The following is a 26,259-nucleotide window of genomic DNA, read 5'->3' on the forward strand; positions in this document are numbered from 1 at the left end:
ATGGTCGGGCATTACATCAAAAATCGCCAATCGCCGCAAAGCATGGCGCTGAGCCAGTAGCCACCACCTGCCGTACTCAAAACATGAACGCTTCCATGTCCAACCGAATTCTTTGAAGGAGGTGAAAACGCCTCCATGTGGGTTTAATTATAACTAGCCTCCATATCCTCTTTACTTCGCTGCAGGCACATTCCTTTTACGTAAGCTTCTGCGTACTCAAAAGTGCTTCACCGATCGAAGTCTTCGACCAAATTCGACCCAAGATATCTGACCTAATTGCAACACCGTAAATATAAACGCAACTGGGGAAACTATCAGTATCATTTTTCCAGGCAGATCACCGATAGACCTCACCATCACTAAAGTTCATCGACTCCAATGGTGGTCTTTTCAGCTCAGCCAAGTACGCAACACTTTGTGATCTAGTCATGCTAGGAAACACCATACCTTGAGGTATAGATAACCTTGAGCGAGTTAGGCAGGCTGGGCTGCCGATTGTTGGGCTGGACCTATGTCGATAGCGCCGACATCAATCAGCTGCTGGAAATCGCAGAGCTGCAGCTGGCATTGACGATCCACGATGACGCTGACATCCAGGGTTGATGTATTCGGGCCGAGAATTTGGAACTGCACACCAAGCTAGCTGACTGGAACACCACAATCATTCCAGCGCTCAGCAGCGACCTTCGCGAAATCCTCGGACGCCCGAACCTTACTTGCCACCACATCGCCAAGGCTCAACGTATCATGGGGCTCACGATCGCACCCAATGCCGAAGTCAAGCAGGCCGTCGTGATTCACTGGCCTCTCGGGCACTCCCTTAGGCACGGCGCGGATTGGCGTCAGCGTGTAACAGCCGAGCTGGCGAAGGCAGGTAATACGCTGAAAGCCTAATAGGAGTACAAATGTACTACGCTCCGCTATACCCCCTTTCTCTCTATTCACTGCTGCGCTATGTCGATAAAGCCTGACCCGCCCCACATAAAACCATACTAGCGGCTCGGTTCCCCCTCGTGCCCAGCGAACAGCCAGCTTAGAGAAGCCTCTGCTTCAATTGGTTTGCATGCAAATTTGAGGCTGAGGCACAGGCTCCGGCATCAGGTTGGCATGTAACAGATCACCGTAACCCCAGACCAGCGTTCCCAAGACTGCCGCGATGGCGCAAACAGCGCGCCACAATGTGTAGTAACTGCCATGCGATCTTCGCATCTGCCTGTTGAGTCTGCTCACACCCTCGCCCAAAAGCGATTCGCCAAGAAGGGCAAATACAGTTATAACAGATCCCGACCGTGAAAATTGCGCAGCGTCTCCCTCAAACCACCACGCGATACTCCAAGCGAATGAAATAAACACCGCGATTGCAGCTGCGTATAGGCGTCGCCTAACCTCAAACAATGATGCCGCTGCCTTGCCAGTTACCTCAGGCACGTACCTTCCATCATCAATTGAATCGCAAGATCCCCCGTAATTTTCCTCTTTTCTCTTCAGGGCGCCGTGAATCAGAAGTGTGGCAGCAACGCCTACGATCAGGCTTAGGTGTGTTTTGCGCACGTGGCTATCTCTCTTGAAATTTGAATTATCTTAATTACTTGTCCGGCTAGTATATATGCCTGACGCATTTTTAATGGTGTATTTACGCATCAGTGCCGAGATATGGCGGCCAAGAAATCCGTAGGCCCAGCGCACAAACGGCGGCACGGTGGTGCCCGTTGATGAGGTGAGCGAATGACCCGCCTCGCCTCCTGCCTCCTGCTGTTGGCCACAGGCGCAAGCGCCGGGCAAACCTTTCATGTCGAGGCATTCGGGAACATCGACAGGGGCGGCAATTGTGTGCACGACGAGGAGCGCGGCGTTACCTACTACGTATTCTACGGCGGACACTTCGGCGGCATCAGCTGCATTTCCGACAGCCAGCCGCAGGCCAGCAATCAGCGCCAGCTCTCCCAGCACGAAACCCAACCCGAACCTCCACCTGCTCTGGCGCCTGGGCGCTGGATTGATGAGAGGTATGAGTTGTGAGGAAAATTCGAGATTTCTTGAAGGCTGTCATAGGGTGGGCTAGTTGGAAGATGGCCGACTCTCTGCATAAGACGTTCGGCGCCTGGCATCCGCATGATGCTATTGACGAAGACCTTGGCTACTGGGGCTAGACATGACCGACCGGATCGAAGCAGAAGGTTGGCTGCTGAGGCAGATCGTCAAGGACGTGGGCCAGTGGCAGAACCCCGCCAAATACCACGAGGCAGCGCGTTGGATGGCGTGGCGTACGCCTCACTGGAGGCTGAGGCCCTGGCCGCTGGAGTCAAGCCATGAGATCCTTGGGAGAAATCATCGGAGCTTCGAAATCGAGCGACTGCCCCGACTACGACGACCTGCGCCTATCAAACACCATCAAAATCACCATTCGTCCAAGTCGTGGAGACGTTGTATCTGGTGCTTGTACTCGCACACTATCTGATAGGTAGAACTCGCGGTCCCAGTGACGAGAGCACCTACCACGTCGCAATCTGCCTCTACGAACTTCTCCCACGCTGCCTGCGCCTGGGGCATCATGGCCGGTACATTTTTCGGGAGCGAGCCTTCATCGACATACCCCTTTGCGGTGGCCAGGGCCTTCTGGTACTTCTCTTCCACCGCGTCCTTGGCCGCCTCCCGCATTTCATATGCGCAATGAGCTGAATCCTGGGTGGTTTTGGTCTCCGGCTTTCTCAAGCACTGCTGCCAATCGGCCTCAAGCTTCGCCGCGTACTGACGCACCGCTGCATCCCGTGCTGCAATCTCTGCTTCTTCCCCGTGCAGCTCGGCGTGGGCTGCGCCCACTACTGCCAGCACCGCGCCAGCGATACCGGCCTTGATAACGGTCTTCATTGGTCTCATTTCCCTGAGTCATAGCCCGGCCGGCGTGATGCCGTTCCAGGCGGGTTTGGCTCGGCCAGAAGCCGGGCGAGGTGATCCTGACGCATTATATGCGTTGCCATTACCCTCGAGTTGGAGCACCGCAACATTTCAACCGCAATCAAGGCCTGATCAAAGCGCGCGATTAGCTTCGACAAGATCGTGACGCCCTGCGGTATGCCGGAGGACACCTTCTATGACCCTAGCCCTGATGTACATGGCCTACCTGATTTGCACGGGGCCGCGATGAGCGCAGCGGTTGAACCGCTCGACACATGCAGTGCCCGCCGCATGATGTGGTTCGACAAGGAAGACCAGCGCGCCCTGTTCGGCGACATCCGCGACGACGAACACCAGCGATGCGACAGCCGGATACTGAAGGTTGAGCCAGATGTGCTGATGGACTTTCGGAGTCTGCCCTTGGGGACGCCGCTTTGCGCTTGGTCGTGTTCGATCCGCCGCATCTGACCCGGGCCGACGTGGCTCGCTGGATGCGGGCAATGTACAGAGTGCTCACCAGTGAATGGCGGGAGGATATCCCCCAAGACTTTGCCGAGCGTTTCCGTGTACTGGAACCTGAGGGAATCCTGATCTTCAAGTGAAACGAAGCCCAAGTGCTGGTCAGCACCAACCAGTCCCTTCGTGTTCCAACCTAGCAAAGGTGGGCTGTGGATCAACGAGCCAAGTGTTACAATCCGCCACTTCAAATCGGCGCTGAAGGCGCTGAACATCCGTGAACGCCGTCAGTACGACACCCGCCACACCTACGCAACCATGTGCCTGATGTCTGGGATGAACCCCGCGTTCATCGCGAGCCAGCTCGGCTACAGCGTCGAGATGTAGCTCTCTACCTACGCGAAATGGATCAGCTCCTCCTTGGACTGGAGGGAGCTGGAGAAGCTGCCGCCCCGAGTCGAAATGGCCCAAAATTGGCCCAGAACTGACGAGAGGGCCTAAATACACCTCTGGAACCCCCGCAGGACAAGCACTTGATCTCCACAGCAAACATCACCATGCAATTCGGCTCCAAGCCGCTGTTCGAAAACGTTTCGGTCAAATTCAACAATGGCAACCGCTATGGCCTGATCGGCGCCAATGGCTGCGGCAAGTCGACCTTCATGAAGATCCTGGGCGGCGACCTGGAGCCTTCTGGCGGCCAAGTGATGCTCGAGCCCAATACGCGCCTGGGCAAGCTGCGCCAGGACCAGTTCGCCTACGAAGAATTCACCGTGATCGATACCGTGATCATGGGCCACGGCCATCTCTGGAAGGTCAAGGCCGAGCGTGATCGTATCTATTCGCTGCCTGAAATGTCCGAAGAAGACGGCATGGCTGTCGCCGAGCTGGAAACCGAGTTCGCCGAAATGGACGGCTACACCGCCGAGTCGCGCGCAGGCGAATTGCTGCTGGGCCTGGGCATTCCGCTGGAGCAGCATTTCGGCCCAATGAGCGAAGTAGCGCCGGGCTGGAAGCTGCGTGTGCTGCTGGCCCAGGCCCTGTTCTCGGACCCGGACGTACTGCTGCTCGACGAGCCGACCAACCACCTGGACATCAACACCATCCGCTGGCTGGAAACCGTGCTCACCGCGCGTAACAGCACCATGGTGATCATTTCCCACGACCGCCACTTCCTCAACAGCGTGTGCACCCACATGGCTGACCTGGACTACGGTGAGCTGCGCCTGTTCCCCGGCAACTACGACGAGTACATGACCGCCGCCACCCAGGCCCGCGAGCAGCTGCTGTCGGACAACGCCAAGAAGAAAGCCCAGATTGCTGAACTGCAGACCTTCGTCAGCCGCTTCTCGGCCAACGCCTCCAAGGCCAAGCAAGCCACCTCGCGGGCCAAGCAGATCGACAAGATCCAGCTGGCCGAGGTCAAGCCGTCGAGCCGGGTCAGCCCGTTCATCCGCTTCGAGCAGACCAAGAAACTGCACCGCCAGGCTGTGACGGTCGAGAAAATGGCCAAGGCCTTCGACGACAAGGTGCTGTTCAAGGACCTCGGTTTCACCGTCGAAGCCGGAGAGCGCGTCGCGATCATCGGGCCCAACGGCATCGGCAAGACCACCTTGCTGCGTACGCTCGTAGGCGAGATGACCCCGGACAAGGGCGAAGTCAAATGGACCGACAGCGCGGAAGTGGGCTACTACGCCCAGGACCACGCCCATGATTTCGAAGACGACATGACCCTGTTCGACTGGATGGGCCAGTGGACATCGGGTGAGCAGGTGATCCGCGGCACGTTGGGGCGCATGCTGTTCTCCAACGATGAGATCCTCAAGTCGGTCAAGGTCATCTCCGGTGGCGAACAGGGCCGCATGCTGTTCGGCAAGCTGATTCTGCAAAAGCCCAACGTGCTGGTGATGGACGAGCCGACCAACCACCTGGACATGGAATCGATCGAAGCGTTGAACCTGGCGCTGGAAAACTACCCAGGCACCCTGCTCTTCGTCAGCCACGACCGCGAATTCGTCTCCTCGCTTGCGACCCGCATCATCGAGCTGTCAGCCGATGGCGTGGTGGACTTCAGCGGCACTTACGACGAATACCTGCGCAGTCAGGGCGTGGTGGCTTGATTCAGCGTATTCACTGAGCGCTTTTCAGGCTGCGGGGCCTCGAGCGTCTGCTCGAAGAACGCAGCCGTCTCGCGTTGCAGCGAACGATGGATGTGCCGGCGGTCCACCCCCTCGGCATCCTTGCACAGCGCCGGCATGCGCAAGGCCTGCTCAGCGTCACAGCGCGCCATGAACACGAAATGACCGGCGCCTGCCAGCAGGCGGTAGTCAGGTGTGACGGGCAACTTGCGGGCCAGGGCTTGGGCGTTGCGATCGACGGCGACGAGCTGGTCCTTGTCGCCACTGTAGATGAGCACCGGTAGGTGCACATCGACCAAGGCGTGGCGTCCGAACAGCAGGCTCAGCGGCGCCATCAGCATCACCGCCCCGACGCGGGAATCTGCCTGGGGTGACAGTTCGCTGCGGTCGGCAATCAACACACCGTGGGTTTTGCAGGCGTCGTGATCATCGGGTCGCTCGAGGCAATATGCACGCAGGCGCTCAAGGTCAGGGCGCGCGCCGGCCAGGATCAAGGCGGTTTCGCCGCCGGCCGAATAACCGATCAATCCGACTTTCCCACCGTTCAGCCGAGGCCCAAGCAGCGCATCGCTGCGCGCAGCGGTGATGGCGGCGCTGACTTGCAGTGGCCGACCGTACAGATTGCTCAGGGTGCCCAACCGGCTGGGGTCGCGGGCATTGTCGCCTGGGTGGACCACAGCGACCACCACATACCCTTGCCTGGCCAGTGACGTTGCCAGGTAGTGCAAGGCCAGGGGGCTACCGGTGTTGCCATGCGAAAGCACGAGCAACGGAAAACGCCCCTGGGCCACAGGCACCTCTTCAGCCACCTCCAGCGCGTAACCGTCGATGTGGCTGGCCCGAGCATGCCCCTTGGCAGGATAGAACGCCAAGGCTTGCATGGGTCGGCTGTCTACCGGGTCGGTCAGCATCATATGATGCAAGCCGGCTACCCAGGGCGAAGCATTGGCTGCGCCCATCGAGCCAACGACCATGGCCAGTGCCAGCAAGCAACGAGGAAGGATCATGGGGGCTCTGCGCATGGCCGCTGGATAGGTTGAGCTTAATCGCTGCCCTTGCGTCAAAAATGAAAAACCGATGAAACATCGGCCACGCCAGGGCTGATCCGTTTTGTGTTTGTGCCCGCCATCGAACCCGTGGCATATAGGCAGGTCAATCAGACGTCGTCGATCATTCGCAATCGTGGAGAGCCGAGCATGAGCACACCCGCTTACCAACCCCCGAAGGTATGGCGCAACGAAGCGGCCTCTGGTGGCCACTTCGCCAGTATCAACCGGCCGGTCGCCGGGCCTACCCATGACAAGGACCTGCCAGTGGGCGAGCAACCGCTGCAGCTTTATTCCCTGGCTACACCCAATGGCGTCAAGGTCACTATCGCCCTGGAAGAGCTGCTGGAACTCGGCCATGCCGGCGCTGAATACGATGCCTGGCTGATCCGTATCGGCGAAGGTGACCAGTTCTCCAGCGGCTTCGTGCAGGTCAATCCAAACTCCAAGATTCCCGCATTGGTTGACCGCAGCGTCGAGCCGCCGGTGCGGGTATTCGAATCGGGGTCCATCCTGCTGTACCTGGCCGAGAAGTTCGATGCCCTGCTCCCGCAAACTGCAGCCGAACGCACCGAAGCCCTGAACTGGCTGTTCTGGCAAATGGGCGCGGCGCCGTACTTGGGTGGTGGGTTTGGGCATTTCTACGTGTATGCGCCGGAAAAAATCGAGTACGCGATCAATCGCTTCACCATGGAAGCCAAGCGGCAGCTGGACGTGCTCGACCGCCGTTTGGGCCAAACCACCTACCTTGCCGGCGGTCATTACAGCATCGCTGATATAGCGGTGTGGTCATGGTACGGCCAGCTTGTGCTGGGCAACCTCTACAACGCTGCAGAGTTTCTCGCAGTTCACGAATACCCCAACGTTCAGCGCTGGGCCCAGGCGATCGCTGCACGTCCCGCCGTGCAACGCGGCACGCGCGTGAACCGGACCTGGGGTGATGAAGCCAGCCAGGTACCGGAGCGACATTCGGCAGCGGATCTGGACTGAACGGCCTGCTGATCCTCGGGCGGCCCTGCTGGCGGGGCCGCCCAGGTGTCAATGAGGTGCCCCCATTCAATGCCCCCTTGCACGCACCCGTTTGCTCCTGCGCACACCTGCGTACGCTTTAACCTTCTTGTACACTCCCCGCATTAGCCTAATGCTGTTCACTTAGGGCCGCTGCGCGGCCCATCGCGGTCCCAACGATCTCAGATGAACAGCATTACCGCATTAGCTCAACCTGCATTTTCTGGTGAACGCATGATCGAGGTAACCGAGGTTTCCATCGCCGAGTTGCGCAGCGCGCTCGAGGCGGGCCGCACGACGGCGGTCGAACTGGTCAAGGCCTACCTGGCCCGCATGGACGCCTACGATGGCGCCGGCACCGACACCGCCCTCAACGCCGTGGTAGTGCGCAATCCCGATGCACTTGCCGAAGCCGAGGCCTCGGACGCCCGCCGGGCCCGTGGCGAGGTGCTTGGGCCCTTGGACGGCATACCCTACACCGCCAAGGACAGCTATCTGGTAAAAGGCCTGACCGCAGCGTCCGGTAGCCCAGCCTTCAAGCACCTGATAGCCCAGCGCGACGCCTTCACCATCGAACGGCTGCGCGGAGCCGGGGCCATCTGCCTGGGCAAGACCAACATGCCGCCCATGGCCAACGGTGGCATGCAGCGCGGCGTCTATGGTCGCGCCGAGAGCCCCTACAATGCGGCGTACCTGACCGCGCCCTTCGCTTCGGGCTCCTCTAACGGCGCCGGTACCGCGACAGCTGCGAGCTTCAGCGCCTTCGGCCTGGCCGAGGAAACCTGGTCCAGCGGCCGAGGCCCTGCGTCGAACAACGGGCTGTGCGCCTACACCCCCTCACGCGGGATCATTTCGGTCAGGGGTAACTGGCCCCTCACGCCGACGATGGATGTGGTCGTGCCGTTCGCCCGCACCATGCATGACCTGCTGGAAATTCTCGACGTGGTCGTGGCCGATGATCCCGATACCCGGGGTGACCTATGGCGGCTGCAGCCCTGGGTCTCGATCCCGAAACCCTCGCAGGTCCGCCCGACCAGCTACCTGGACCTGGCAGCAGGCACCGCCGCCCTGCAAGGCAAGCGATTCGGCGTACCGCGCATGTACATCAACGCCGACGAGCACGCGGGCACGTCGGAAAAACCGGGCATTGGCGGCCCTACCGGCCAGCGCATCCAGACGCGGGCAAGCGTCATGACGCTGTGGCAGCAAGCTCGCCAAGCCCTGGAAAAGGCCGGTGCCCAGGTTGTGGAAGTCGACTTCCCGCTGGTCTCCAACTGTGAAGGCGACCGGCCGGGCGCGCCGACCGTCTACAACCGGGGCATCGTCAGCAAGGCATTCCTGCACGATGAGCTGTGGGAGCTCTCCGGCTGGGCGTTCGACGACTTCCTGCGCGCCAATGACGACCCGAATCTCAACCGGCTGGCGGATGTGGACGGTCCACGAATTTTCCCACACGACCCTGGCACCCTGCCCAACCGTGAGGATGATCTGGCCGCCGGCATGGATGAGTACGTCAACATGGCCAAGCGCGGCCTGAAGACCTGGGATCAGATCGAGACCCTGCCTGACGGTCTGCGTGGCCTTGAACAGACTCGCAAGATCGACCTGGAAGACTGGATGCAAGCGCTTGGGCTCGATGCCGTGTTGTTCCCCACCGTGGCCGACGTCGGGCCGGCCGACGCCGATGTGAACCCGGCATCGGCCGACATTGCCTGGAGCAATGGCGTGTGGGTGGCCAACGGGAACCTGGCCATACGCCACCTGGGGGTGCCCACGGTCACCGTGCCCATGGGCGTGATGAGCGACATCGGTATGCCGGTAGGCCTGACCTTCGCGGGGCGGGCCTACAGTGACACTGCACTGTTGAGCTTTGCCGCAGCGTTCGAAGCCACCGGTTCACGGCGGATGATTCCACCCCGCACCCCGCCCTTGGGCTGACGGCACAACAGAGCGCCAGGCATCTCGCGAAAATCAACGTTATGTGTAAATATGCACAAACTGTTGATTCGAAGAGTTCGCATGGCCCTCTTACCCGAAGATGAACGCCGCTTGACCTTGAGCGTGCTCAAAGCCTCCATTGAGGCCTTGGGCAGCGTCGTCACACAAAACACCGAAATCCTGCTTCACGACCTGGACCATCCCGAACGGTCCGTCGTTGCCATCGTCAATGGCCACCTCTCCGGCCGGCAGGTGGGAAGCCCTATCCTGGCTGTACCGGAGCAGGATCAAGGCCTGAAAGCGTTGCTCAAGGCCGCGGCTGATCAGCAAGGCTGCGGGCCTGTCGTACTGCCCGACTACCCGACCGCCATCAAGGGCCGCACGCTGCGCAGCGCTACCGCGATCTTTCGCGACAGCGCTGGCCACCCCTTCGCCAGCCTGTGCATCAACACCGATGTCACGGGCTTGGAGGCTGCCATGGGCTTTTTACAAAGCTTCGCGCCCATGGGCAGCGCGCCCGCGCCGGCGGAGCCCGCCGACATGGAGGCGCTGATGACCGAGATCATCCAGGCGGCCCTGCATGGCACCGGCCAAGGCCGCATGACCAGGCAAGCCAAGATCGAAGCGGTGCGCGTGATGCAGGAACGCGGGCTGTTCATCGTCAAGGGCGGCGTCGAGAAAGCGGCCAACGCCCTCGGCGTGACCCGGTACACCGTCTACAACTACCTCGAACATTTGCGCGGAGCCTCCCAGTGACCTTGCACATCCCTACCCCCCTTATCGAATCACGCCCACTGTCGCTGGCTGCCGATTGCACAGTCTGGCTCAAGCTCGAGGCATTGCAGCCCTGCGGCTCCTTCAAGCTGCGCGGCGTCGCCCACGCCTGTGAGTTCCACCACGGCCGCGGCGCTAAACGGTTCGTGTCGTCGTCAGGCGGCAATGCCGGGCTCGCTGTCGCCTATGTCGGGCGCAAGCTCGGCCTTCCCGTGACCGTTGTCGTGCCCGAGACCACCACCGCGCGCGCCCAGCAATTGCTGCGCCTTGAAGATGCGGAGGTCATCGTCCACGGGCAGTCCTGGCAGGAGGCCAATGCGTTGGCGCTGAGCCTGATGGGCGACGATGCCGCGTTCATTCACCCGTTCGACGATCCGCTGCTGTGGGAAGGCCATGCCAGCCTGGTCGACGAGGTGGCAGAAGCCGGCATCAAGCCCGATGCCGTCGTGCTTTCCGTGGGCGGCGGCGGTTTGCTGAGCGGCGTCGTGCAGGGGCTACAGCGCAATGGTTGGGCCGATGTGCCGGTCCTGGCCGTGGAAACCCAGGGCGCAGCCTCCCTGCATGCCGCCATCGAAGCCGGCGAATTGGTGACGTTGGAGCGGCTGGATACGATTGCCACCACGCTGGGCGCGAAACAGGTAGCCGAACACGCGTTTCTCTGCACCCAGGAACATCCCGTGCAAAGCCTGCTGGTCAGTGACCGGCAGGCCCTGGAGGCGTGCGAGCGCTTTTTGCTGGATCACCGTCTGCTGGTCGAGCCGGCCTGCGGCGCCGCTTTGGCGGTGGGGTATGACGCCAGCGCACTGGCAAGCTACCGCAATGTACTGGTGGTCGTGTGCGGGGGCGCCACGGCAACCTTGGCGCAGATCCAGGCGTGGCGGGCAGCGCTCGAGGCATGAAACCAGCCTGCGGGTGCGGGGAGCGGCCCTGAACCCGCTCCTTGCGTCACCGGCTGCAAAGTGCACCTGACGAAACGGCTCATAAAAAAGCCCGTGATACACACGGGCAACTGAGCACCAACGCAATAACCTGTGTTCTCAGCCCTTCTTCAATGCCTGCTCTTTGTGCATGGCCATGTGCCCGGTCTTGTCGCTCTTGACCTCGTACTGTGGCTCCTCCTTTGAGCAATGGCGCTGACGCCCCATGAATTCGACATCCTGGGTATGCACTTTCTCGACGGTGCCATGTATTACGCCGGCCTCTGAGTTCCAGTGCACCTTGTCACCTTTCTTGAAGGCATTGCTCATCGATTTCTCCTTGCACCCTGCGTGGGAAGATTGAGAGTGTCATCTGTCGTTGTTCTACTGAGCACGCCGAACGCAAAAAGATTCAGTCACGGCAACGCTGCCCGGACGAAATGCAATTGCACCCTTTCGATCTGCGGCGAGTGAAGGCACAATGCGTGTCCTTTTTTTGGCCGGCCTTGCCGAGGGCCTCTAAATGATCAATACGCCGTACTACCTCATCGACAAGACCAAGCTGCTGAGCAACATGCAGAAGATCGCCTATGTGCGCGAACACTCGGGTGCCAAAGCGCTGCTGGCGCTCAAGTGCTTCGCCACTTGGTCGGTGTTCGACCTGATGCAGCAGTACATGGACGGCACCACGTCGTCTTCGCTGTACGAGCTCAAGCTCGGCCGCCAGAAGTTCGCCGGTGAAACCCACGCCTATAGCGTGGCGTGGGCCGACGACGAGGTCCAGGAGATGCTCGAGAACTGCGACAAGATCATCTTCAACTCCATCGGCCAGCTGCAACGCTTCGCCGAGCAGTCCGAAGGCAAGGTCCGGGGTCTGCGCGTCAACCCCCAGGTCAGCAGCTCGGACTATCAGCTGGCCGACCCGGCGCGCCCGTTCAGCCGCCTGGGGGAATGGGACCCGGCCAAGATCGAGACCGTGATCGATCAGGTATCAGGCTTCATGTTCCACAACAACTGCGAGAACGGCGACTTCGCCTTGTTCGATCAGATGCTGTCCCGTATCGAGGAACGTTTCGGCCACCTGCTGCACAAAGTGAAATGGGTAAGCCTGGGCGGCGGCATCCACTTCACCGGGGAAGGCTATGCACTGGACGATTTCTGCGCGCGCCTGAAGGCGTTCTCGCAGACCTATGGCGTGCAGGTCTACCTGGAGCCAGGTGAAGCCGCGATCACCCAGAGCGCTTCGCTGGAAGTGACTGTGCTGGACACGCTATACAACGGTAAGCACCTGGCCGTGGTCGACAGCTCGATCGAAGCGCACATGCTCGACCTGCTGATCTACCGCCTCAACGCCAAGATGGCGCCCAACGACGGCGAGCACACCTACATGGTATGCGGCAAGTCTTGCCTGGCCGGCGATATTTTCGGTGAATACCAGTTCGAACGCCCGCTGGCGATCGGCGACCGCCTGTCCTTCGTGGATGCTGCGGGTTACACCATGGTCAAGAAAAACTGGTTCAACGGTTTGAAGATGCCATCCATCGTGGTCAAGCAACTCGACGGCAGCGTCGAGGTGGTACGCGAGTTCGGTTTCGAAGACTACGTTTCCAGCCTGTCGTAAGACAGGCCTCGTCTGTAAGGAGCAACAGGTAAATTGAAGAAGAACGTTCTTATCATTGGTGCAGGAGGTGTCGCCAAGGTGGTGGCCCACAAGTGCGCGCAGCATAACGACGAACTGGGTCGTATTGCCATCGCGTCACGGAACATCTCCAAATGCCAGGCCATCATCGACAGCGTCAAGGCCAAGGGTAGCCTCAAGGTACCCGCCGACATTCAGGCCTTTTCGCTCAATGCCCTCGACGTCGAGGCAACCAAAGCATTGATCCGCGAGACCGAATCGCAAATCGTGATCAATGTCGGCTCCGCGTTCCTGAACATGTCGGTGCTGCGTGCGTGCATCGATACCGGCGTCGCCTACCTGGATACCGCTATCCACGAGGAGCCGGGCAAGATCTGTGAAACCCCGCCATGGTACGGAAACTACGAGTGGAAACACCTCGAAGAGTGCCAGGCCAAGAACATCACGGCCATTCTCGGCGTCGGTTTCGACCCGGGTGTGGTCAACAGCTACGCCAAACTGGCGCAGCAGCAGTATTTCGACCGCATTGATTCGATCGACATTCTCGACGTCAATGCAGGCTCGCATGGCAAGTACTTTGCCACCAACTTCGACCCGGAAATCAATTTCCGCGAGTTCACCGGGCAGGTGTGGAGCTGGCAGAACAGCCAGTGGACCAGCAACACCATGTTCGAAGTCAAGCGTACCGATGACCTGCCCGTGGTGGGTTCGCAAAACCTGTACCTCACCGGTCACGATGAAGTGCACTCCATCTCCAAGAACCTGAACGTACCCAACGTCCGATTCTGGATGAGTTTCGGCGAGCATTACATCAATGTATTCACGGTCCTGAAAAACCTGGGCCTGCTCAGCGAGCAGCCAGTCAAGACCGCAGAAGGCCTGGAAGTGGTACCGCTTAAAGTGGTCAAGGCCGTGCTGCCTGATCCTGCGTCCCTGGCGCCCGGCTACACCGGCAAGACCTGCATCGGTGACCTGGTCAAAGGCACCAAGGACGGGCAGCCCCGTGAAGTGTTCATCTACAACGTGGCCGACCACGAAGAGGCGTACGCTGAAACGGACAGCCAGGGCATTTCCTACACTGCGGGCGTGCCACCGGTCGCCGCTGCCTTGCTGGTCGCCCGCGGCGAGTGGGATGCCAAGCGCATGGTCAACGTCGAGGAGCTGCCCGCCGAGCCGTTCCTCAAGGCGCTGGACATGATGGGCTTGCCAACCCGGGTGAAGGATGAAAAAGGTGACCGTCCGTGGGACGCTGAAGCCTGATTCACCCCAGAGGGCGCCGTTGAGGCGCCCTCTTCCGTTATCGATCAGCCCACACTGAATCTTTGTTAACCACTTAAATCCCTCAGCCGTCCGCTGTCCGACCATTCATCGGATAACCCACGAATTTGCTCGGATACCCCGCCGCGCGGCGTTCAACCCTTGCAATTGACCCTGGCCCTCAATACTGTATGAATACTCAGTACGACAGGTAAGAGTCATGCAACTGATTGCCAAACTGGGCATTCTTGCCGATGCCGCCAAATACGATGCATCGTGCGCCAGTAGTGGTGCGCCAAAACGCAGCTCGCATGGTGGCAATGGTTTGGGCGCTACCAACGGCATGGGCATTTGCCACAGCTATACACCCGATGGTCGCTGCGTGTCTCTGCTGAAAATTCTGCTTACCAACTTTTGCCTGTACGACTGCCAGTATTGCGTCAACCGACGTTCGAGCAATGTGCCTCGCGCACGGTTCAGCCCCGAAGAAGTGGTACGCCTGACCTTGGACTTCTACCGGCGCAACTGCATCAGTGGCCTGTTCCTGAGCTCGGGCATCATTCGCTCTGCCGACTACACCATGGAGCAGCTGATCAGAGTGGCGCGATTGCTGCGCGAAGAACATAACTTCCGTGGCTATATCCACCTCAAGACCATTCCGGACGCCGATCCGCTGTTGATCGAAGAAGCAGGCCGCCTGGCCGATCGCTTGAGCGTCAACATCGAGCTGCCCACCGACGACAGCCTCAAGCGCCTGGCACCGGAAAAACAAGCGTCGACCATTCGTCAAGCCATGGGCGTGATTCATCAGGGGCAGCAAGCGGTGGCCAACGAGCCTCGCGCTCCGCGCTTTACCCCTGCCGGGCAAAGCACCCAGGTTATTGTCGGGGCCGACAGTACCGACGACAGCACATTGCTGCGCAATGCCGAATCGCTGTACCAGGGGTACGGCCTCAAACGCGTCTACTACTCAGCCTTCAGCCCTATCCCCGACAGCCCGGGCAGCGTGCCACTGGCCGCCCCGCCTCTGCTGCGTGAACACCGCTTGTACCAGGCCGATTTCCTCTTGCGTGGATACGGTTATAAAGCCGGCGAGCTGTTGGGCCAGACCGGCAACCTGGCGTTGGATATCGATCCCAAGCTGGCATGGGCACTGGCCAATCGCGAAGTGTTCCCGCTGGATGTGAACCGCGCAGAGCCCGCTCTCCTCGCTCGCATTCCAGGGATAGGCCTGCGCAGTGTGCAGCGCCTGGTCGCCTTGCGTCGCGAGCGGCGTATCCGCTATGACGACCTGATTCAGCTGCGCTGCGTGCTCGACAAGGCGCGGCCCTTTATCGTGACCAGCGATTACCGCCCAGCCCAGGCCGACCTACGCAGCAGCCTGCTGCGTGCCCGCCTGCGCGAGCCACAGGCACCGGTTCAAATGGGGCTGTGGGGGTGATTGCGCTCGATTGCGATGACCTGTTCGGGATCTGGCGTGAGCAAGCCAGGTCCTTGCTGAGCCATGGCATCGATCCATCGCAAGTCACCTGGTCGCAGGGGCCCATGACCGACATGCTGGCGGACACCACCACGCTGCCGGCGGGTACGGGCCCGTTTCGGGCAAAGGTGCCAGCGGCCTTGCTCGGTCAACTGGAAGAAGCGGCACGCTATCACGGCGAGCAGCGGTGGAACCTGTTGTACGACGTGCTGTGGCGGGTCGCCCACGGCGACCGCACGGCGATGCTGGCCGGTGATCGGCTGGGCAGCGAGCTGCATCGACGCATCAAGCAAGTCAGCCGTGAAGCCCATCATCTGCATGCGTTCTTGCGGTTCGTGCCGCTACCTGAAGCGCTGGTCGAGCACTTGCAATTGGACCTGGTCGCTTTTCACGAACCTGCTCACGACATTCTGCAAAGCGCCAGCCCCCATTTTGCCGACAGACTGGGACGGCTGCGGTGGCTGATCGCAACGCCGCGCGATGGCATCCGCTATGACGGCCGCCATTTCGACTATCAACGCCGCTGCCCGGAGCTCTGGCAGCAATGGGCGCAGCACGCAGAAGACCCTGGCGCCGAGTTGTGGCGTACCTACTACCGCCATACCTTCAACCCCGCCCGCCTGAATCCGAATGCCTTGCGCTTGCATATGCCTGGCCGGTTCTGGCGCCATTTGCCAGAAGGGATGCTCATCCCTCAACTGGAGGGCCTGGCGCGCCAAGGCAAGCAGCGTGACGGCCAGGCCGTGGAAGTAGCGGCCCAAGCTGGCAAGCAGATCAACAAGTCCTCCCGGGAAGGTTGACTGCCAGCAAGCAACCAAAGCGTCTGCGACAAACCCTGTCTTGATCCGAACGTTCCGCTTGCCCTGCCGTCTTAACCTGAGCCGGTGCCGACACGCAAAGAGGACGCGAGATGACCCAACCCGACCCGTCATACGTCAAATGGCTTGAAGAACGCTCCATGCTAAAGGCATCCCAGGAGCGGGCCAGCCTGTACTCCGGGCAAGCGCGCCTGTGGCAACAGCCCTACGCCCAGGCACAGCCGCGCCGTGCGACAGAAATCGCCTCCGTCTGGCTCACGGTCTACCCCGATGCGATCATCGCGCCGGATGGATGCTCAGTGCTGGGTGCCTTGGCCCATGAAGCGCTATGGAAGCGTCTGTCAGACATTGGTATTCAAGGGGTGCACACCGGGCCGATCAAGCGTTCCGGCGGCATCAGCGGACGCGAGGTTACGCCGAGTGTAGACGGCAACTTCGACCGTATCAGCTTCGACATCGACCCGCTTTACGGTACCGAGCAGGAACTGGTGCAGATGAGCCGCATGGCCGCTGCCCACAATGCCGTGACCATCGATGACCTGATCCCTTCGCACACTGGCAAAGGCGCCGACTTCCGTCTGGCCGAGCTGGCGCTGGCGCCCTACCCTGGCCTCTACCACATGGTCGAAATCCGTGAAGAGGACTGGGGGCTGCTACCTGACGTGCCCGAGGGCCGCGATTCGGTCAACCTGCTCCCAGCTCAGTGCGACGAGCTCAAGGCCCGCCACTATATCGTCGGCCAGCTGCAACGGGTGATCTTCTTCGAGCCAGGCGTCAAAGAGACTGACTGGAGTGCCACGGCGCCGATCACGGGCGTGGATGGCAAAACCCGCCGCTGGGTTTACCTGCATTATTTCAAGGACGGTCAACCCTCCCTGAACTGGCTAGACCCGACGTTCACGGCGCAGCAGATGATCATCGGCGATGCCCTGCACGCCCTGGACTGCCTGGGCGCACGTGGCTTGCGTCTGGATGCCAACGGTTTCCTTGGCGTCGAAACCCGGGCCAGCGGCACCGCCTGGTCGGAAAGCCATCCCTTGTCGCTGGTTGGTAACCAGTTGATCGGTGGCATGATCCGCAAGGCAGGAGGGTTCAGCTTCCAGGAGTTGAACCTCACCCTCGATGACATCGCCCAGATGTCCAGCGGCGGTGCCGACCTGTCCTACGACTTCATTACCCGACCGGCCTATCAGCACGCGCTGCTGACCGGCGACACCGAATTCCTGCGCTTGATGTTCAAGGAAATGCACGCCTTCGGCATCGACCCGGCCTCGCTGATCCATGCCTTGCAAAACCATGACGAGTTGACGGTCGAGCTGGTGCATTTCTGGACACTGCATGCGCATGACATGTACCTGTACAAGGGCCAGACCTTGCCAGGCAGCATCCTGCGCGAGCATATCCGCGAGGAGATCTACGAGCGCCTGTCCGGCGAACATGCACCTTACAACCTGCGGTTCGTCACCAATGGCATCTCCTGCACCACGGCCAGCTTGATCACCGCCGCCCTGGGAATCCGTGAGCTTGACGACATCACCCCCGAGCAGGTCGAATCGATACAGAAGCTGCATTTGCTACTAGTGATGTACAACGCCATGCAGCCCGGGGTGGTGGCCATATCCGGCTGGGACCTGGTGGGCGCCCTGCCCTTGCCTGGCGAAGCGGTGGCTGAGCGAATGACCGACGGCGACACTCGCTGGATTCATCGCGGCGGTTACGACCTGGCAGGTCTTGACCCAGAGGCGCACACCTCAGTGCGGGGCATGCCGCGTGCGCGCGCGTTGTACGGCAGCCTTGATGAACAACTGGAGCGCAGTGACTCGTTCGCCAGTAAGGTCAAGAAGCTGCTCGCGGTTCGCCAGGCGTATGGCATCGCCACCAGCCGGCAACTGCTGGTGCCGGATGTGACTTCACCTGGCCTGCTGGTGATGGTTCACGAACTGCCTGCAGGGCGCGGCACCCAGATAACCGCCCTGAACTTCAGCCAGGACGAGATCAGTGAAGAACTGCAACTGACCGGTTTCACACCAGGCCCTGTGGTGGACATGATCAACGAAACGGTCGAAGGCGATTTGACCGAGGACGGGCGGTTGATGGTCAACCTGGACCCTTACGAAGCGCTGTGCCTGCGCATCGTCAACAGCAGTGGCCACGTCTGAGGTGCTGTGACTTGCATTTGCAAGCGCCTGGGCATAGTTTGCGCAAGTCAACTTACCTGTGCCCAGGAGCAACGCAATGTACACCGGCATCGTCCAGGCCGTCCGCCCTCTGCTTGATATCGCCCGTCACCCTGGCCACAACCAGTTCACCATCGACCTCACCCCGGCACTGCTCGACGATCTGAAGATCGGTGCCAGTGTCAGCGTTGAAGGCACTTGCCTGTCGGTCACCGAAATCGAAGGCACGCAGGTGCGCTTCGACGCCATGACGGCAACGCTGGAACGCACCAACCTGCGAAACCTGCAGCCCGGCCAAGGGGTGAACATCGAGCGCTCGGCAAAAATGAATGCGGAGGTGGGCGGCCACCTCATGGCTGGCCACATCGCCACCACTGCAGACATCGTCGACATCTCCATCGCCGACGCCGGTGCATACATCAAGTTCCGCATGCCGCCCGAATGGGCCAAGTACGTCTTTGCCCGTGGCTTTATTGGCGTCAATGGCTGCAGCCTTACCGTCGCCGACATCGACGACAACGTGGTCACCATCAACCTCATTCCAGAAACCCTGCGCCAGACCACGTTCACCCGTTATCAGAAAGGCGACCTGCTCAATATCGAAGTCGATCACCACACCATGGTGCTGGTCGATGTCGTGGAGCGCACCATTCGTAACACCCTGGCCCGCGAGCAACGGTAGACCCGAGGACTGCACATGCTGCCAGCCACCACGGCCACACCTACCTCCAAGCGCCATCGTGTCCACAGGTTACGAGGCCGCGTAGGGTTGGGGCTGGTGGCCGGCCTGTCGGTACTGGCAGGGATGACCGATGCCATCGGTCTGTTGGCCTTGGGCGATTTCGTATCGTTCATGAGCGGCAACACCACCCGCCTTGCCGTCGCCATCAATGACGTCGATGGCCCGATGATACTGCGCCTGGCAGGTGCGCTGTTGGGCTTCGTGGCCGGCAATACCCTGGGTGTGGTGCTGGCACACTCATGCCGGCGCCGTGCTTGGCCAGTGTTGCTGGTGGTAGCCGTTCTGCTCGGGTTTGCGGGGATGATGCCCGCGCCGAATACTTCAGTGCCTTTGTTGGCCGCCACATTGGCGATGGGGATGATCAATGCAGTGGTTGAACAGGTCAACGGTCTGCCGATTGGCCTGACCTACGTTACCGGTGCCCTTTCGCGCTTTGGTCGTGGCCTGGGCCACTGGATGCTGGGCGCTCGCCGTCATGGCTGGCGGGTGCAACTGGTGCCGTGGCTGGGCATGTTACTGGGGGCAGCCTGTGGCGCTTGGTTGCAGAAACACCTGGGTCTTCAGGCTATGGTCGGCAGTTGCCTCTTGACCTGCCTGCTGACCCTGGTGTCGCTGCTCATTCCTCGTGCCTGGCAGCGAGGCTACATGCCTCGCTGATCAGTCGATACGGGGATGCTGCTGCACCAGCAGCTTGCGCTTGGCCTCCAGTTCAGCAATCTGGGTATCGATGTCTTCGATTTTCTGCTCGATATTGTCGTGGTGCTCCTGAAGCAGCTCGCGCGCCTCGTCGATGTCGGAGGCCGCTGGCGCCGCGCCACGCAACGGCTTGTTGGCCGTTTCCTTCATGGTCACGCCGGTGATGAAACCGATCACGGCAATCACCATCAGGTAGTACGCCGGCATGTACAGGTTGCCGGAGCTTTCCACCAGCCAGGCGGCCAGGGTCGGGGTTAGGCCTGCAATCAGCACCGAAATGTTGAAAGCACTGGCCAAGGCGCTGTAGCGGATATGCGTCGGGAACATCGCTGGCAGGGTCGAAGCCATCACACCGATGAAGAAGTTGAGCAGCACGGCCATCAGCAGCAGGCCTGCGAAGATCAAGCCCAGCACGCCGCTGTTGATCAGCATGAAGGCAGGAATCGCCGCCGCAAACAGGCCGACGCTGCCCAGAATGATGAAGGGCCGACGGCCAAACTTGTCACTCAGAAGGCCGATTATCGGCTGCACGAACAGCATGCCCACCATGATCGCGATGATGATCAGTACACCGTGATCTTCGCTGTAATGCAGGTTGTGGGACAGGTAGCTGGGCATGTACGTCAGCAGCATGTAGTACGTGACGTTCGTCGCGATCACCACGCCGATGCAGGTGATCAGGCTACGCCAGTGCTTGGTCGCCACTTCCTTGAACGACACCTTGGGCCCGGAAGCCAGGCCTTCACGGTCACCTTGCTCCAGTTTGTCGACATGCTGCTGGAAGGCTGGGGTTTCCTCCAGCGCATGACGCAGGTACAAGCCGATCATACCCAGTGGCAAGGCCAGGAAGAACGGCAGGCGCCAGCCCCACTCGAGGAATTTCTCCTCACCCAATACGGTGGAGATCATCACCACCACGCCGGCGCCCAGTACGAAGCCGGCGATGGAGCCGAAGTCCAACCAGCTGCCCAGGAAACCACGCTTGCGGTCAGGCGCATACTCGGCCACGAAAATCGAAGCGCCGGTGTACTCCCCCCCTACCGAGAAGCCCTGGGCCATCTTGGCCAGCAACAGCAGAATCGGCGCCCATATGCCGATACTGGCATAGGACGGTATCAGGCCAATGGCGAATGTGCTCAAGGACATGATGACGATGGTGGCGGCGAGAATCTTCTGTCGCCCGAAACGGTCGCCGAGCGCGCCGAAGAACAAACCACCCAGTGGTCGGATCAGGAACGGCACGGAGAAAGTGGCCAGCGCGGCAATCATTTGAACGCTGGGGTCGGCATTGGGGAAGAACACTTTGCCCAGGGCATAGGCGACGAAGCCATAGACGCCGAAGTCGAACCACTCCATCGCATTGCCCAGCGCAGCGGCGGTAATGGCCTTGCGCATCTTGGCGTCATCGACGATGGTGATGTCCTTCAGGCCAATCGGCTGAACCCTTTTCTTGCGAGATTTCATTTATTTATCCCTGACGGTGACTGCTCTAAGGGATCAGATACAAAGGGACACTAAATAATTCAGCGCTTAGCGTTTTTTTGTGAAACGCAGGCTTAAAGAGGGATGCGAGCTTTTGGGGCGCTGGGTCATTGGGGCTGCTGCGCAGCCCCAATGACCACGTTTTCAAATACCTTCCAGCGCCAGGTCCATGGCAAAGTAGGTCAGGATCAAGTCGGCGCCCGCACGCTTGATCGCCCCAATGCTCTCGCGCATGACGCGGCCCTCATCGATGGCACCAGCCAGTCCACCGAACTTGATCATGGCGTACTCGCCACTGACTTGGTAGGCCGCCAATGGCAGGCGCGAGGCGTTACGAATGTCGGCAATCACATCCAGATAGGCACCCGCCGGCTTGACCATGAGTACGTCGGCGCCCTCCTGCTCGTCGAGCAGTGATTCGCGCACCGCTTCGCGGCGATTCATGGGGTTCATCTGGTAGCTCTTGCGGTCGCCCTTGAGCGCCGTACCGCCCGCTTCGCGGAAAGGCCCATACAAGGAAGAGGCAAACTTGGTGGAGTAGGCCATGATCGCCGTGTCATGGAAGCCTGCGCCGTCCAGCGCACTGCGAATTGCCTGGACCTGCCCGTCCATGGCCGCCGAGGGCGCGATGAAATCAGCACCTGCCGCGGCGGCAATCACGGCCTGCTTGCCGAGGTTGGCCAAGGTGGCGTCGTTGTCCACGCCGTGGTCATGCAGCACGCCACAGTGGCCGTGGCTGGTATATTCGCAGAAGCAGGTATCGGACATCACGACCATTTCTGGCACCGCATCCTTGCAGATCCGCGACATGCGCGCGACCAGGCCGTTTTCATTCCAGGTGTCGCTGCCCACGGCGTCCAGATGGTGGGAGACCCCGAAGGTCATCACCGAACGAATGCCAGCACGGGCGTAACGCTCGATCTCCTGCGCCAACAGCTTCTCGGGGATGCGATTGACCCCAGGCATGCTCTTGATCGGCACGAAGTCATCGATACCCTCCTCCACGAAGATCGGCAAGATCAGATCATCGAGGCGGAACTCGGTCTCCTGAAAAACGCTGCGCAGCGCTTGACTCTTGCGCAGACGGCGGGGACGGACGGACGGGAAAAGAGTGGACATGACAGCTCCAGAAAGATGAACGGCGTATACCTTAAGCCCGAGCCGCGACACTGGAAAGGCCAAATGACGAGATATTGTCTTGCGTCAAAGGCAATGACCGTCGCGCGGGCCAAAACCTGGCCAGCGCAGCCTGATGTATGGCGTTCGCCCGCACCGGCAGGTTGGATGTGTCAGCGCAGCCAGGGCGGCGGTGGCTCCTGAGCCTGGGGTTGCGCCTGCTCGGCCTCGGCTCGCGCTTCACGGCGGCGGGCATCGTCCAGCCGGGCGGCATCGATTTCGCGCATGATCCCCGCCACGTCCGCTGCCTGCTCATCTTCAGCGAACAACCCCGTGAGCGGGCTGTCGGGACGCAATTCGCCGGCTTCGTACAGGGCCCACATTTCCTGCGCATAACGGGTGGCTTTCAACTCAGGTGCAAAGCGTCCGAAATAGTGCGCCATGTTCGACACATCGCGCTGCAGCATGCTGAACGCATGGTTGTTGGCCGCAGCGTCCACTGCCTGAGGCAAGTCGATGATCACCGGCCCGTCCGGGCCCAGCAGTACGTTGAACTCCGAGAGGTCGCCATGGACGAGCCCCGAGCAGAGCATCAGTACGATCTGACTGATCACGAACCGGTGATAGTCCCGCGCCTGGTCCGCCTCGAGGTAAACATCGTTCAGCCGGGGCGCAGCATTGCCATCGGCATCGGTCACCAGCTCCATGAGCAGCACGCCATCCTGGAAGTCGTAGGGCTTGGGTACCCTGACGCCTGCCCCGGCCAGCCGAAAGAGCGCGGCCACCTCGGCGTTCTGCCAGGCATCCTCGGCCTCCTTGCGCCCGTACTTGCTACCCTTGGCCATGGCCCGGGCCTGACGGCTGTTTCGCACCTTGCGCCCTTCCTGATACTCGGCCGCCTGGCGGAAGCTGCGCTTGTTGGCTTCCTTGTACACTTTGGCGCAGCGTACCTGGTTGCCACAGCGCACCACGTACACGGCGGCCTCCTTGCCACTCATCAACGGCCTCAGTACCTCGTCGACCAGGCCGTCCTCAATCAGGGGTTCGATTCTCTTGGGTGTCTTCATCAGGCTGTGTTCGGGTCCTGGCTGTGATGCGGTCTATCCTCTCACAGCCGAGTCGTACTTGCTTGCCCATGTGCCACGCAAGCCGATAAACAAGCAAAGCAATGCAACAGGCGCCAGATGAATTATTCTTAAATCGCCTGCTAGCCGTTCTTTGGCACAATCAGGCTTTCATCTGGATGCCCGGGAACCCGCATGCCTCGCGTACTCACCATCGAAGACGACGCCGTCACCGGTCAGGAAATCGTCGCTGAACTCAACAGCCATGGCTTGGACGTTGACTGGGCCGACAATGGCCGCGAGGGCCTGGCCAAGGCCATCGCCGGCGGTTATGACCTGATCACCCTTGATCGCATGTTGCCGGAGGTGGACGGGCTGACCATCGTCACCACCCTACGCAATCTCAAGATCGCCACGCCCATTCTGATGATCAGCGCGCTGTCGGACGTGGATGAACGGGTGCGGGGCCTGCGTGCAGGCGGCGACGACTACTTGACCAAGCCGTTCGCCTCGGACGAGATGGCAGCGCGCGTCGAAGTCTTGCTGCGCCGCAACAGTGTGCCCATGACGCAGACTAAGCTGCAGGTGGCCGACCTGGAGCTGGACCTCATCACCCATGAAGCCCGGCGCGGCGAGCACACGCTCAATTTGCTCCCCACCGAGTACAAACTGCTCGAATACCTGATGCGTCACAGCGGTCAGGTCATCACGCGGATGATGATCTTCGAGGAAGTCTGGGGGTATCACTTCGATCCAGGCACCAACCTCATTGACGTGCACATCGGCCGCCTGCGCAAGAAGATCGACCTGCCTGGCCAGTCGCCGTTGATCCGTACCGTACGGGGCTCCGGTTATGCCATTGCTGAACCCGTCTAAGGGCTGGAGTTCGTCCACGAGCCGGCTGCTGGCGCTTTACAGTTTTCTGTTCGTGGCCTGGAGCAGCATCCTCATGGGGGTGCTGTACTTCGAGGTTTCCAGCTACCTGAACAAACTCACCCGGCATTCGATGCTGCAGCGCCAACACCTGTTCGCGCACATGAGCGGCAAGCAACTGGACGACGCCCTGATCGCCAGCCAGGCGTTCGAAGAACGCAGTTTCGATGCCTATGGCCTGTTCGACGCGCAACTCAACCCGTTGGGCGGCAGTGTGCGTGCCCTGCCCCCTGAGCTGGCACTGGACGGCAAGATTCACGAGCTCAAGCGCTGCCTGAATGCCGACGATCCGAACATGCCGCGCCATAGCTGCGATGCGGTGGCGATCAAGGTGCAGGATGGCCGTTGGTTGGTGTTGTTCCGGGACAACGGCTCGTTGTTCGTCGTCACACGTATCATCCTCGACGCCTTGCTGTGGGGCATCTCGTTGACGCTGATCCCGGGTTTTGCAGGTTGGTACCTGCTCAGGCGCAGGCCGCTCAAGCGCATCCGTGCGGTACAGGCCCAGGCCGAACTGATCGTGGCGGGCGACCTGACCCATCGCTTGCCGCTGTCGGCACGGCGCGATGAGTTGGACATGCTGGCTGCCATCGTCAACGCCATGCTCGACCGCATCGAGCGCCTGATGCACGAGGTCAAGGGTGTGTGCGACAACATCGCCCACGACCTGCGTACGCCGCTGACGCGGCTGCGCGCGCAGCTGTACCGCATACGCCAGCAAAGCGATGCCGATACCGCCCAGGCGGAGGCGCTGGACCAAGCCATTGGTGAAACCGATACGCTAATGGCCCGTTTTCGCGGGCTGTTGCGGATCAGCGAATTGGAAGATCGCCAGCGTCGTGCAGGGTTCACGCAGCTGGACCCACATGACCTGTTGGTGGAACTTCACGATTTCTACCTGCCATTGGCGGAGGACGGTGGCATCCAATTGACCTTGCATCAACCAGGGCAGCTGGCAGCGCTGCATGGCGACCGCGAGCTGTTGTTCGAGGCGCTGGCCAACCTGGTGGGCAACGCTATCAAGTTTACGCCTGAAGGAGGACAGGTACAGATCGCAGCCTCCCAAGATGACACGGGCGTGCACTTGGCTGTGGAAGACACGGGACCTGGCATTGCGGAACAGGAGCGTACTGCGGTGCTCAAGCGGTTCTATCGCAGCGACGAGGGGCATCGGCATGCGGGCTTCGGCTTGGGTCTGTCCATCGTGGCGGCGATCGTGGACTTGCATGGGTTTGGTTTGGAGATCGGTGAAAGTCGGCTGGGAGGGGCGAAGCTGGTGTTGCATTGTCCTCTTGCGGGCTTGGTTAAGTAAGCCGGTGCAGGGCTGGCAATCGTTGCGGTGGTGCGGGCATGGAGCGGACTTGTAGGGGGCGCTGGACCGGCGCGGGGACCCGCGCAGTAAATCCAAAAGTTCTTATTTCGTGTTTGAGTCTTTTAGGGCCGCTTTGCGGCCCATCGCGGCACTAGGCCGCTCCTACAAGTTGCTAGATACCCAGCAGATATCGTGACCACTGTTCCGAATATAACCATTACGCGTACCCAGATGGCTCCACTAAGGAGAGTTTAACGGCTTACTGTTGATCTTGATCTTGATCTTGATCTTGATCTTGATCTTGATCTTGATCTTGATCTTGATCTTGATCTTGATCTTGATCTTGATCTTGCTCTTGCTCTTGCTCTTGA

23 protein-coding genes and 2 pseudogenes are annotated in these 26,259 nt (G+C 60.4%); 19 read left to right on the plus strand and 6 right to left on the minus strand.

Going from position 1 to position 26,259, the window contains the following annotated elements; genetic code table 11:
• Window positions 1–465 precede the first annotated feature (465 nt).
• The 3 genes from PFU01S_RS22225 to PFU01S_RS22765 all read left to right on the plus strand — a co-directional run bounded on the left by PFU01S_RS22225 (window position 466) and on the right by PFU01S_RS22765 (window position 2,019).
• Window positions 466–603: a hypothetical protein gene (locus PFU01S_RS22225; RefSeq protein WP_154665211.1), complete on the plus strand. Its 138-nt coding sequence runs from the start codon at window positions 466–468 to the stop codon at window positions 601–603.
• Between the two features lie 18 nt (window positions 604–621).
• Window positions 622–894: a hypothetical protein gene (locus PFU01S_RS20630; protein WP_033737114.1), complete on the plus strand. Its 273-nt coding sequence runs from the start codon at window positions 622–624 to the stop codon at window positions 892–894.
• Window positions 895–1,725: 831 nt separating this feature from the next.
• Window positions 1,726–2,019: a hypothetical protein gene (locus PFU01S_RS22765; protein WP_028687863.1), complete on the plus strand. Its 294-nt coding sequence runs from the start codon at window positions 1,726–1,728 to the stop codon at window positions 2,017–2,019.
• Window positions 2,020–2,397: 378 nt separating this feature from the next.
• On the opposite strand, the gene PFU01S_RS20640 is transcribed toward PFU01S_RS22765, so the two are convergent.
• Complete coding sequence (locus PFU01S_RS20640) at window positions 2,398–2,868, minus strand: lysozyme inhibitor LprI family protein (protein WP_028687862.1); 471 nt, start codon at window positions 2,866–2,868, stop codon at window positions 2,398–2,400.
• A 273-nt stretch (window positions 2,869–3,141) separates the two neighbouring features.
• Between PFU01S_RS20640 and PFU01S_RS20645 the strand changes: the two are divergent.
• The 3 genes and pseudogenes from PFU01S_RS20645 to PFU01S_RS20655 all read left to right on the plus strand — a co-directional run.
• Window positions 3,142–3,494 (plus strand): annotated as a pseudogene (locus tag PFU01S_RS20645) (SAM-dependent methyltransferase); the annotation flags it as partial.
• Window positions 3,495–3,537: 43 nt separating this feature from the next.
• A pseudogene (locus tag PFU01S_RS22820) lies at window positions 3,538–3,852 on the plus strand (site-specific integrase).
• A gap of 32 nt (window positions 3,853–3,884) precedes the next feature.
• Window positions 3,885–5,471 carry an ABC-F family ATPase gene (locus PFU01S_RS20655; protein ID WP_023533837.1) on the plus strand — a complete coding sequence of 529 codons (1,587 nt, stop codon included), beginning with the start codon at window positions 3,885–3,887 and terminating at the stop codon, window positions 5,469–5,471.
• On the opposite strand, the gene PFU01S_RS20660 is transcribed toward PFU01S_RS20655, so the two are convergent.
• On the minus strand, window positions 5,453–6,496 hold the full coding sequence (locus PFU01S_RS20660; RefSeq protein WP_027916461.1) for an alpha/beta hydrolase family protein: 1,044 nt from the start codon (window positions 6,494–6,496) through the stop codon (window positions 5,453–5,455). The two genes, PFU01S_RS20655 and PFU01S_RS20660, sit on opposite strands and share 19 nt — an antisense overlap.
• 189 nt (window positions 6,497–6,685) lie before the next feature.
• Here PFU01S_RS20660 and yghU point away from each other — a divergent pair, with 189 nt between their 5' ends.
• From yghU to PFU01S_RS20680, 4 genes are all read left to right on the plus strand, one after another.
• Complete coding sequence (yghU, locus tag PFU01S_RS20665; protein ID WP_028687861.1) at window positions 6,686–7,525, plus strand: glutathione-dependent disulfide-bond oxidoreductase; 840 nt, start codon at window positions 6,686–6,688, stop codon at window positions 7,523–7,525.
• Between the two features lie 252 nt (window positions 7,526–7,777).
• Window positions 7,778–9,481, plus strand: coding sequence for an amidase (locus tag PFU01S_RS20670; protein ID WP_027916463.1), 1,704 nt, complete (start codon window positions 7,778–7,780; stop codon window positions 9,479–9,481).
• Window positions 9,482–9,532: 51 nt separating this feature from the next.
• On the plus strand, window positions 9,533–10,237 hold the full coding sequence (locus PFU01S_RS20675) for a helix-turn-helix transcriptional regulator (protein ID WP_371259687.1): 705 nt from the start codon (window positions 9,533–9,535) through the stop codon (window positions 10,235–10,237).
• Complete coding sequence (locus PFU01S_RS20680; RefSeq protein WP_027916465.1) at window positions 10,234–11,154, plus strand: pyridoxal-phosphate dependent enzyme; 921 nt, start codon at window positions 10,234–10,236, stop codon at window positions 11,152–11,154. Before PFU01S_RS20675 ends, PFU01S_RS20680 begins: the two co-directional genes overlap by 4 nt.
• 138 nt (window positions 11,155–11,292) lie before the next feature.
• Here PFU01S_RS20680 and PFU01S_RS20685 read toward each other — a convergent pair whose 3' ends face one another.
• Window positions 11,293–11,502 (minus strand): hypervirulence associated TUDOR domain-containing protein, encoded by a 210-nt coding sequence (locus PFU01S_RS20685; RefSeq protein WP_027916466.1) that lies wholly within the window; start codon window positions 11,500–11,502, stop codon window positions 11,293–11,295.
• Between the two features lie 193 nt (window positions 11,503–11,695).
• Between PFU01S_RS20685 and nspC the strand changes: the two genes are divergently transcribed.
• The 7 genes from nspC (at window position 11,696) to PFU01S_RS20720 (ending at window position 19,942) form a co-directional block, all read left to right on the plus strand.
• A complete protein-coding gene (nspC, locus tag PFU01S_RS20690) occupies window positions 11,696–12,793 on the plus strand; it encodes a carboxynorspermidine decarboxylase (protein WP_027916467.1) in 1,098 nt (365 codons plus the stop codon).
• A 33-nt stretch (window positions 12,794–12,826) separates the two neighbouring features.
• Entirely contained in the window at window positions 12,827–14,071 is a 1,245-nt protein-coding gene (locus PFU01S_RS20695; protein ID WP_028687860.1) for a saccharopine dehydrogenase family protein, read from the plus strand.
• A gap of 217 nt (window positions 14,072–14,288) precedes the next feature.
• Window positions 14,289–15,509: a putative DNA modification/repair radical SAM protein gene (locus PFU01S_RS20700; RefSeq protein WP_028687859.1), complete on the plus strand. Its 1,221-nt coding sequence runs from the start codon at window positions 14,289–14,291 to the stop codon at window positions 15,507–15,509.
• Window positions 15,500–16,348: a TIGR03915 family putative DNA repair protein gene (locus PFU01S_RS20705; RefSeq protein WP_027916469.1), complete on the plus strand. Its 849-nt coding sequence runs from the start codon at window positions 15,500–15,502 to the stop codon at window positions 16,346–16,348. Before PFU01S_RS20700 ends, PFU01S_RS20705 begins: the two co-directional genes overlap by 10 nt.
• 110 nt (window positions 16,349–16,458) lie before the next feature.
• Window positions 16,459–18,525 carry a maltose alpha-D-glucosyltransferase gene (gene treS, locus PFU01S_RS20710; RefSeq protein ID WP_027916470.1) on the plus strand — a complete coding sequence of 689 codons (2,067 nt, stop codon included), beginning with the start codon at window positions 16,459–16,461 and terminating at the stop codon, window positions 18,523–18,525.
• Window positions 18,526–18,601: 76 nt separating this feature from the next.
• Window positions 18,602–19,225 (plus strand): riboflavin synthase, encoded by a 624-nt coding sequence (locus PFU01S_RS20715; protein ID WP_028687858.1) that lies wholly within the window; start codon window positions 18,602–18,604, stop codon window positions 19,223–19,225.
• 15 nt (window positions 19,226–19,240) lie between these two features.
• Window positions 19,241–19,942 (plus strand): YoaK family protein, encoded by a 702-nt coding sequence (locus PFU01S_RS20720; RefSeq protein ID WP_027916472.1) that lies wholly within the window; start codon window positions 19,241–19,243, stop codon window positions 19,940–19,942.
• Here PFU01S_RS20720 and proP read toward each other — a convergent pair whose 3' ends face one another.
• The 3 genes from proP to PFU01S_RS20735 form a co-directional block, all read right to left on the minus strand.
• Entirely contained in the window at window positions 19,943–21,445 is a 1,503-nt protein-coding gene (proP, locus tag PFU01S_RS20725) for a glycine betaine/L-proline transporter ProP (RefSeq protein ID WP_027916473.1), read from the minus strand.
• A gap of 162 nt (window positions 21,446–21,607) precedes the next feature.
• Window positions 21,608–22,582, minus strand: a complete 975-nt coding sequence (gene hemB / locus PFU01S_RS20730) for a porphobilinogen synthase (protein ID WP_027916474.1) — start codon at window positions 22,580–22,582, stop codon at window positions 21,608–21,610.
• 170 nt (window positions 22,583–22,752) lie between these two features.
• On the minus strand, window positions 22,753–23,646 hold the full coding sequence (locus PFU01S_RS20735; RefSeq protein ID WP_027916475.1) for a PA4780 family RIO1-like protein kinase: 894 nt from the start codon (window positions 23,644–23,646) through the stop codon (window positions 22,753–22,755).
• 192 nt (window positions 23,647–23,838) lie between these two features.
• On the opposite strand from PFU01S_RS20735, the gene PFU01S_RS20740 reads away from it, so the two are divergent.
• A complete protein-coding gene (locus PFU01S_RS20740; RefSeq protein ID WP_027916476.1) occupies window positions 23,839–24,519 on the plus strand; it encodes a response regulator transcription factor in 681 nt (226 codons plus the stop codon).
• On the plus strand, window positions 24,497–25,888 hold the full coding sequence (locus tag PFU01S_RS20745) for a sensor histidine kinase (RefSeq protein WP_027916477.1): 1,392 nt from the start codon (window positions 24,497–24,499) through the stop codon (window positions 25,886–25,888). Before PFU01S_RS20740 ends, PFU01S_RS20745 begins: the two co-directional genes overlap by 23 nt.
• Window positions 25,889–26,259 lie beyond the last annotated feature (371 nt).

The sequence above is a fragment of the Pseudomonas fulva NBRC 16637 = DSM 17717 genome (genome assembly GCF_000730565.1).
Taxonomy (GTDB): Bacteria; Pseudomonadota; Gammaproteobacteria; order Pseudomonadales; family Pseudomonadaceae; genus Aquipseudomonas; species Aquipseudomonas fulva.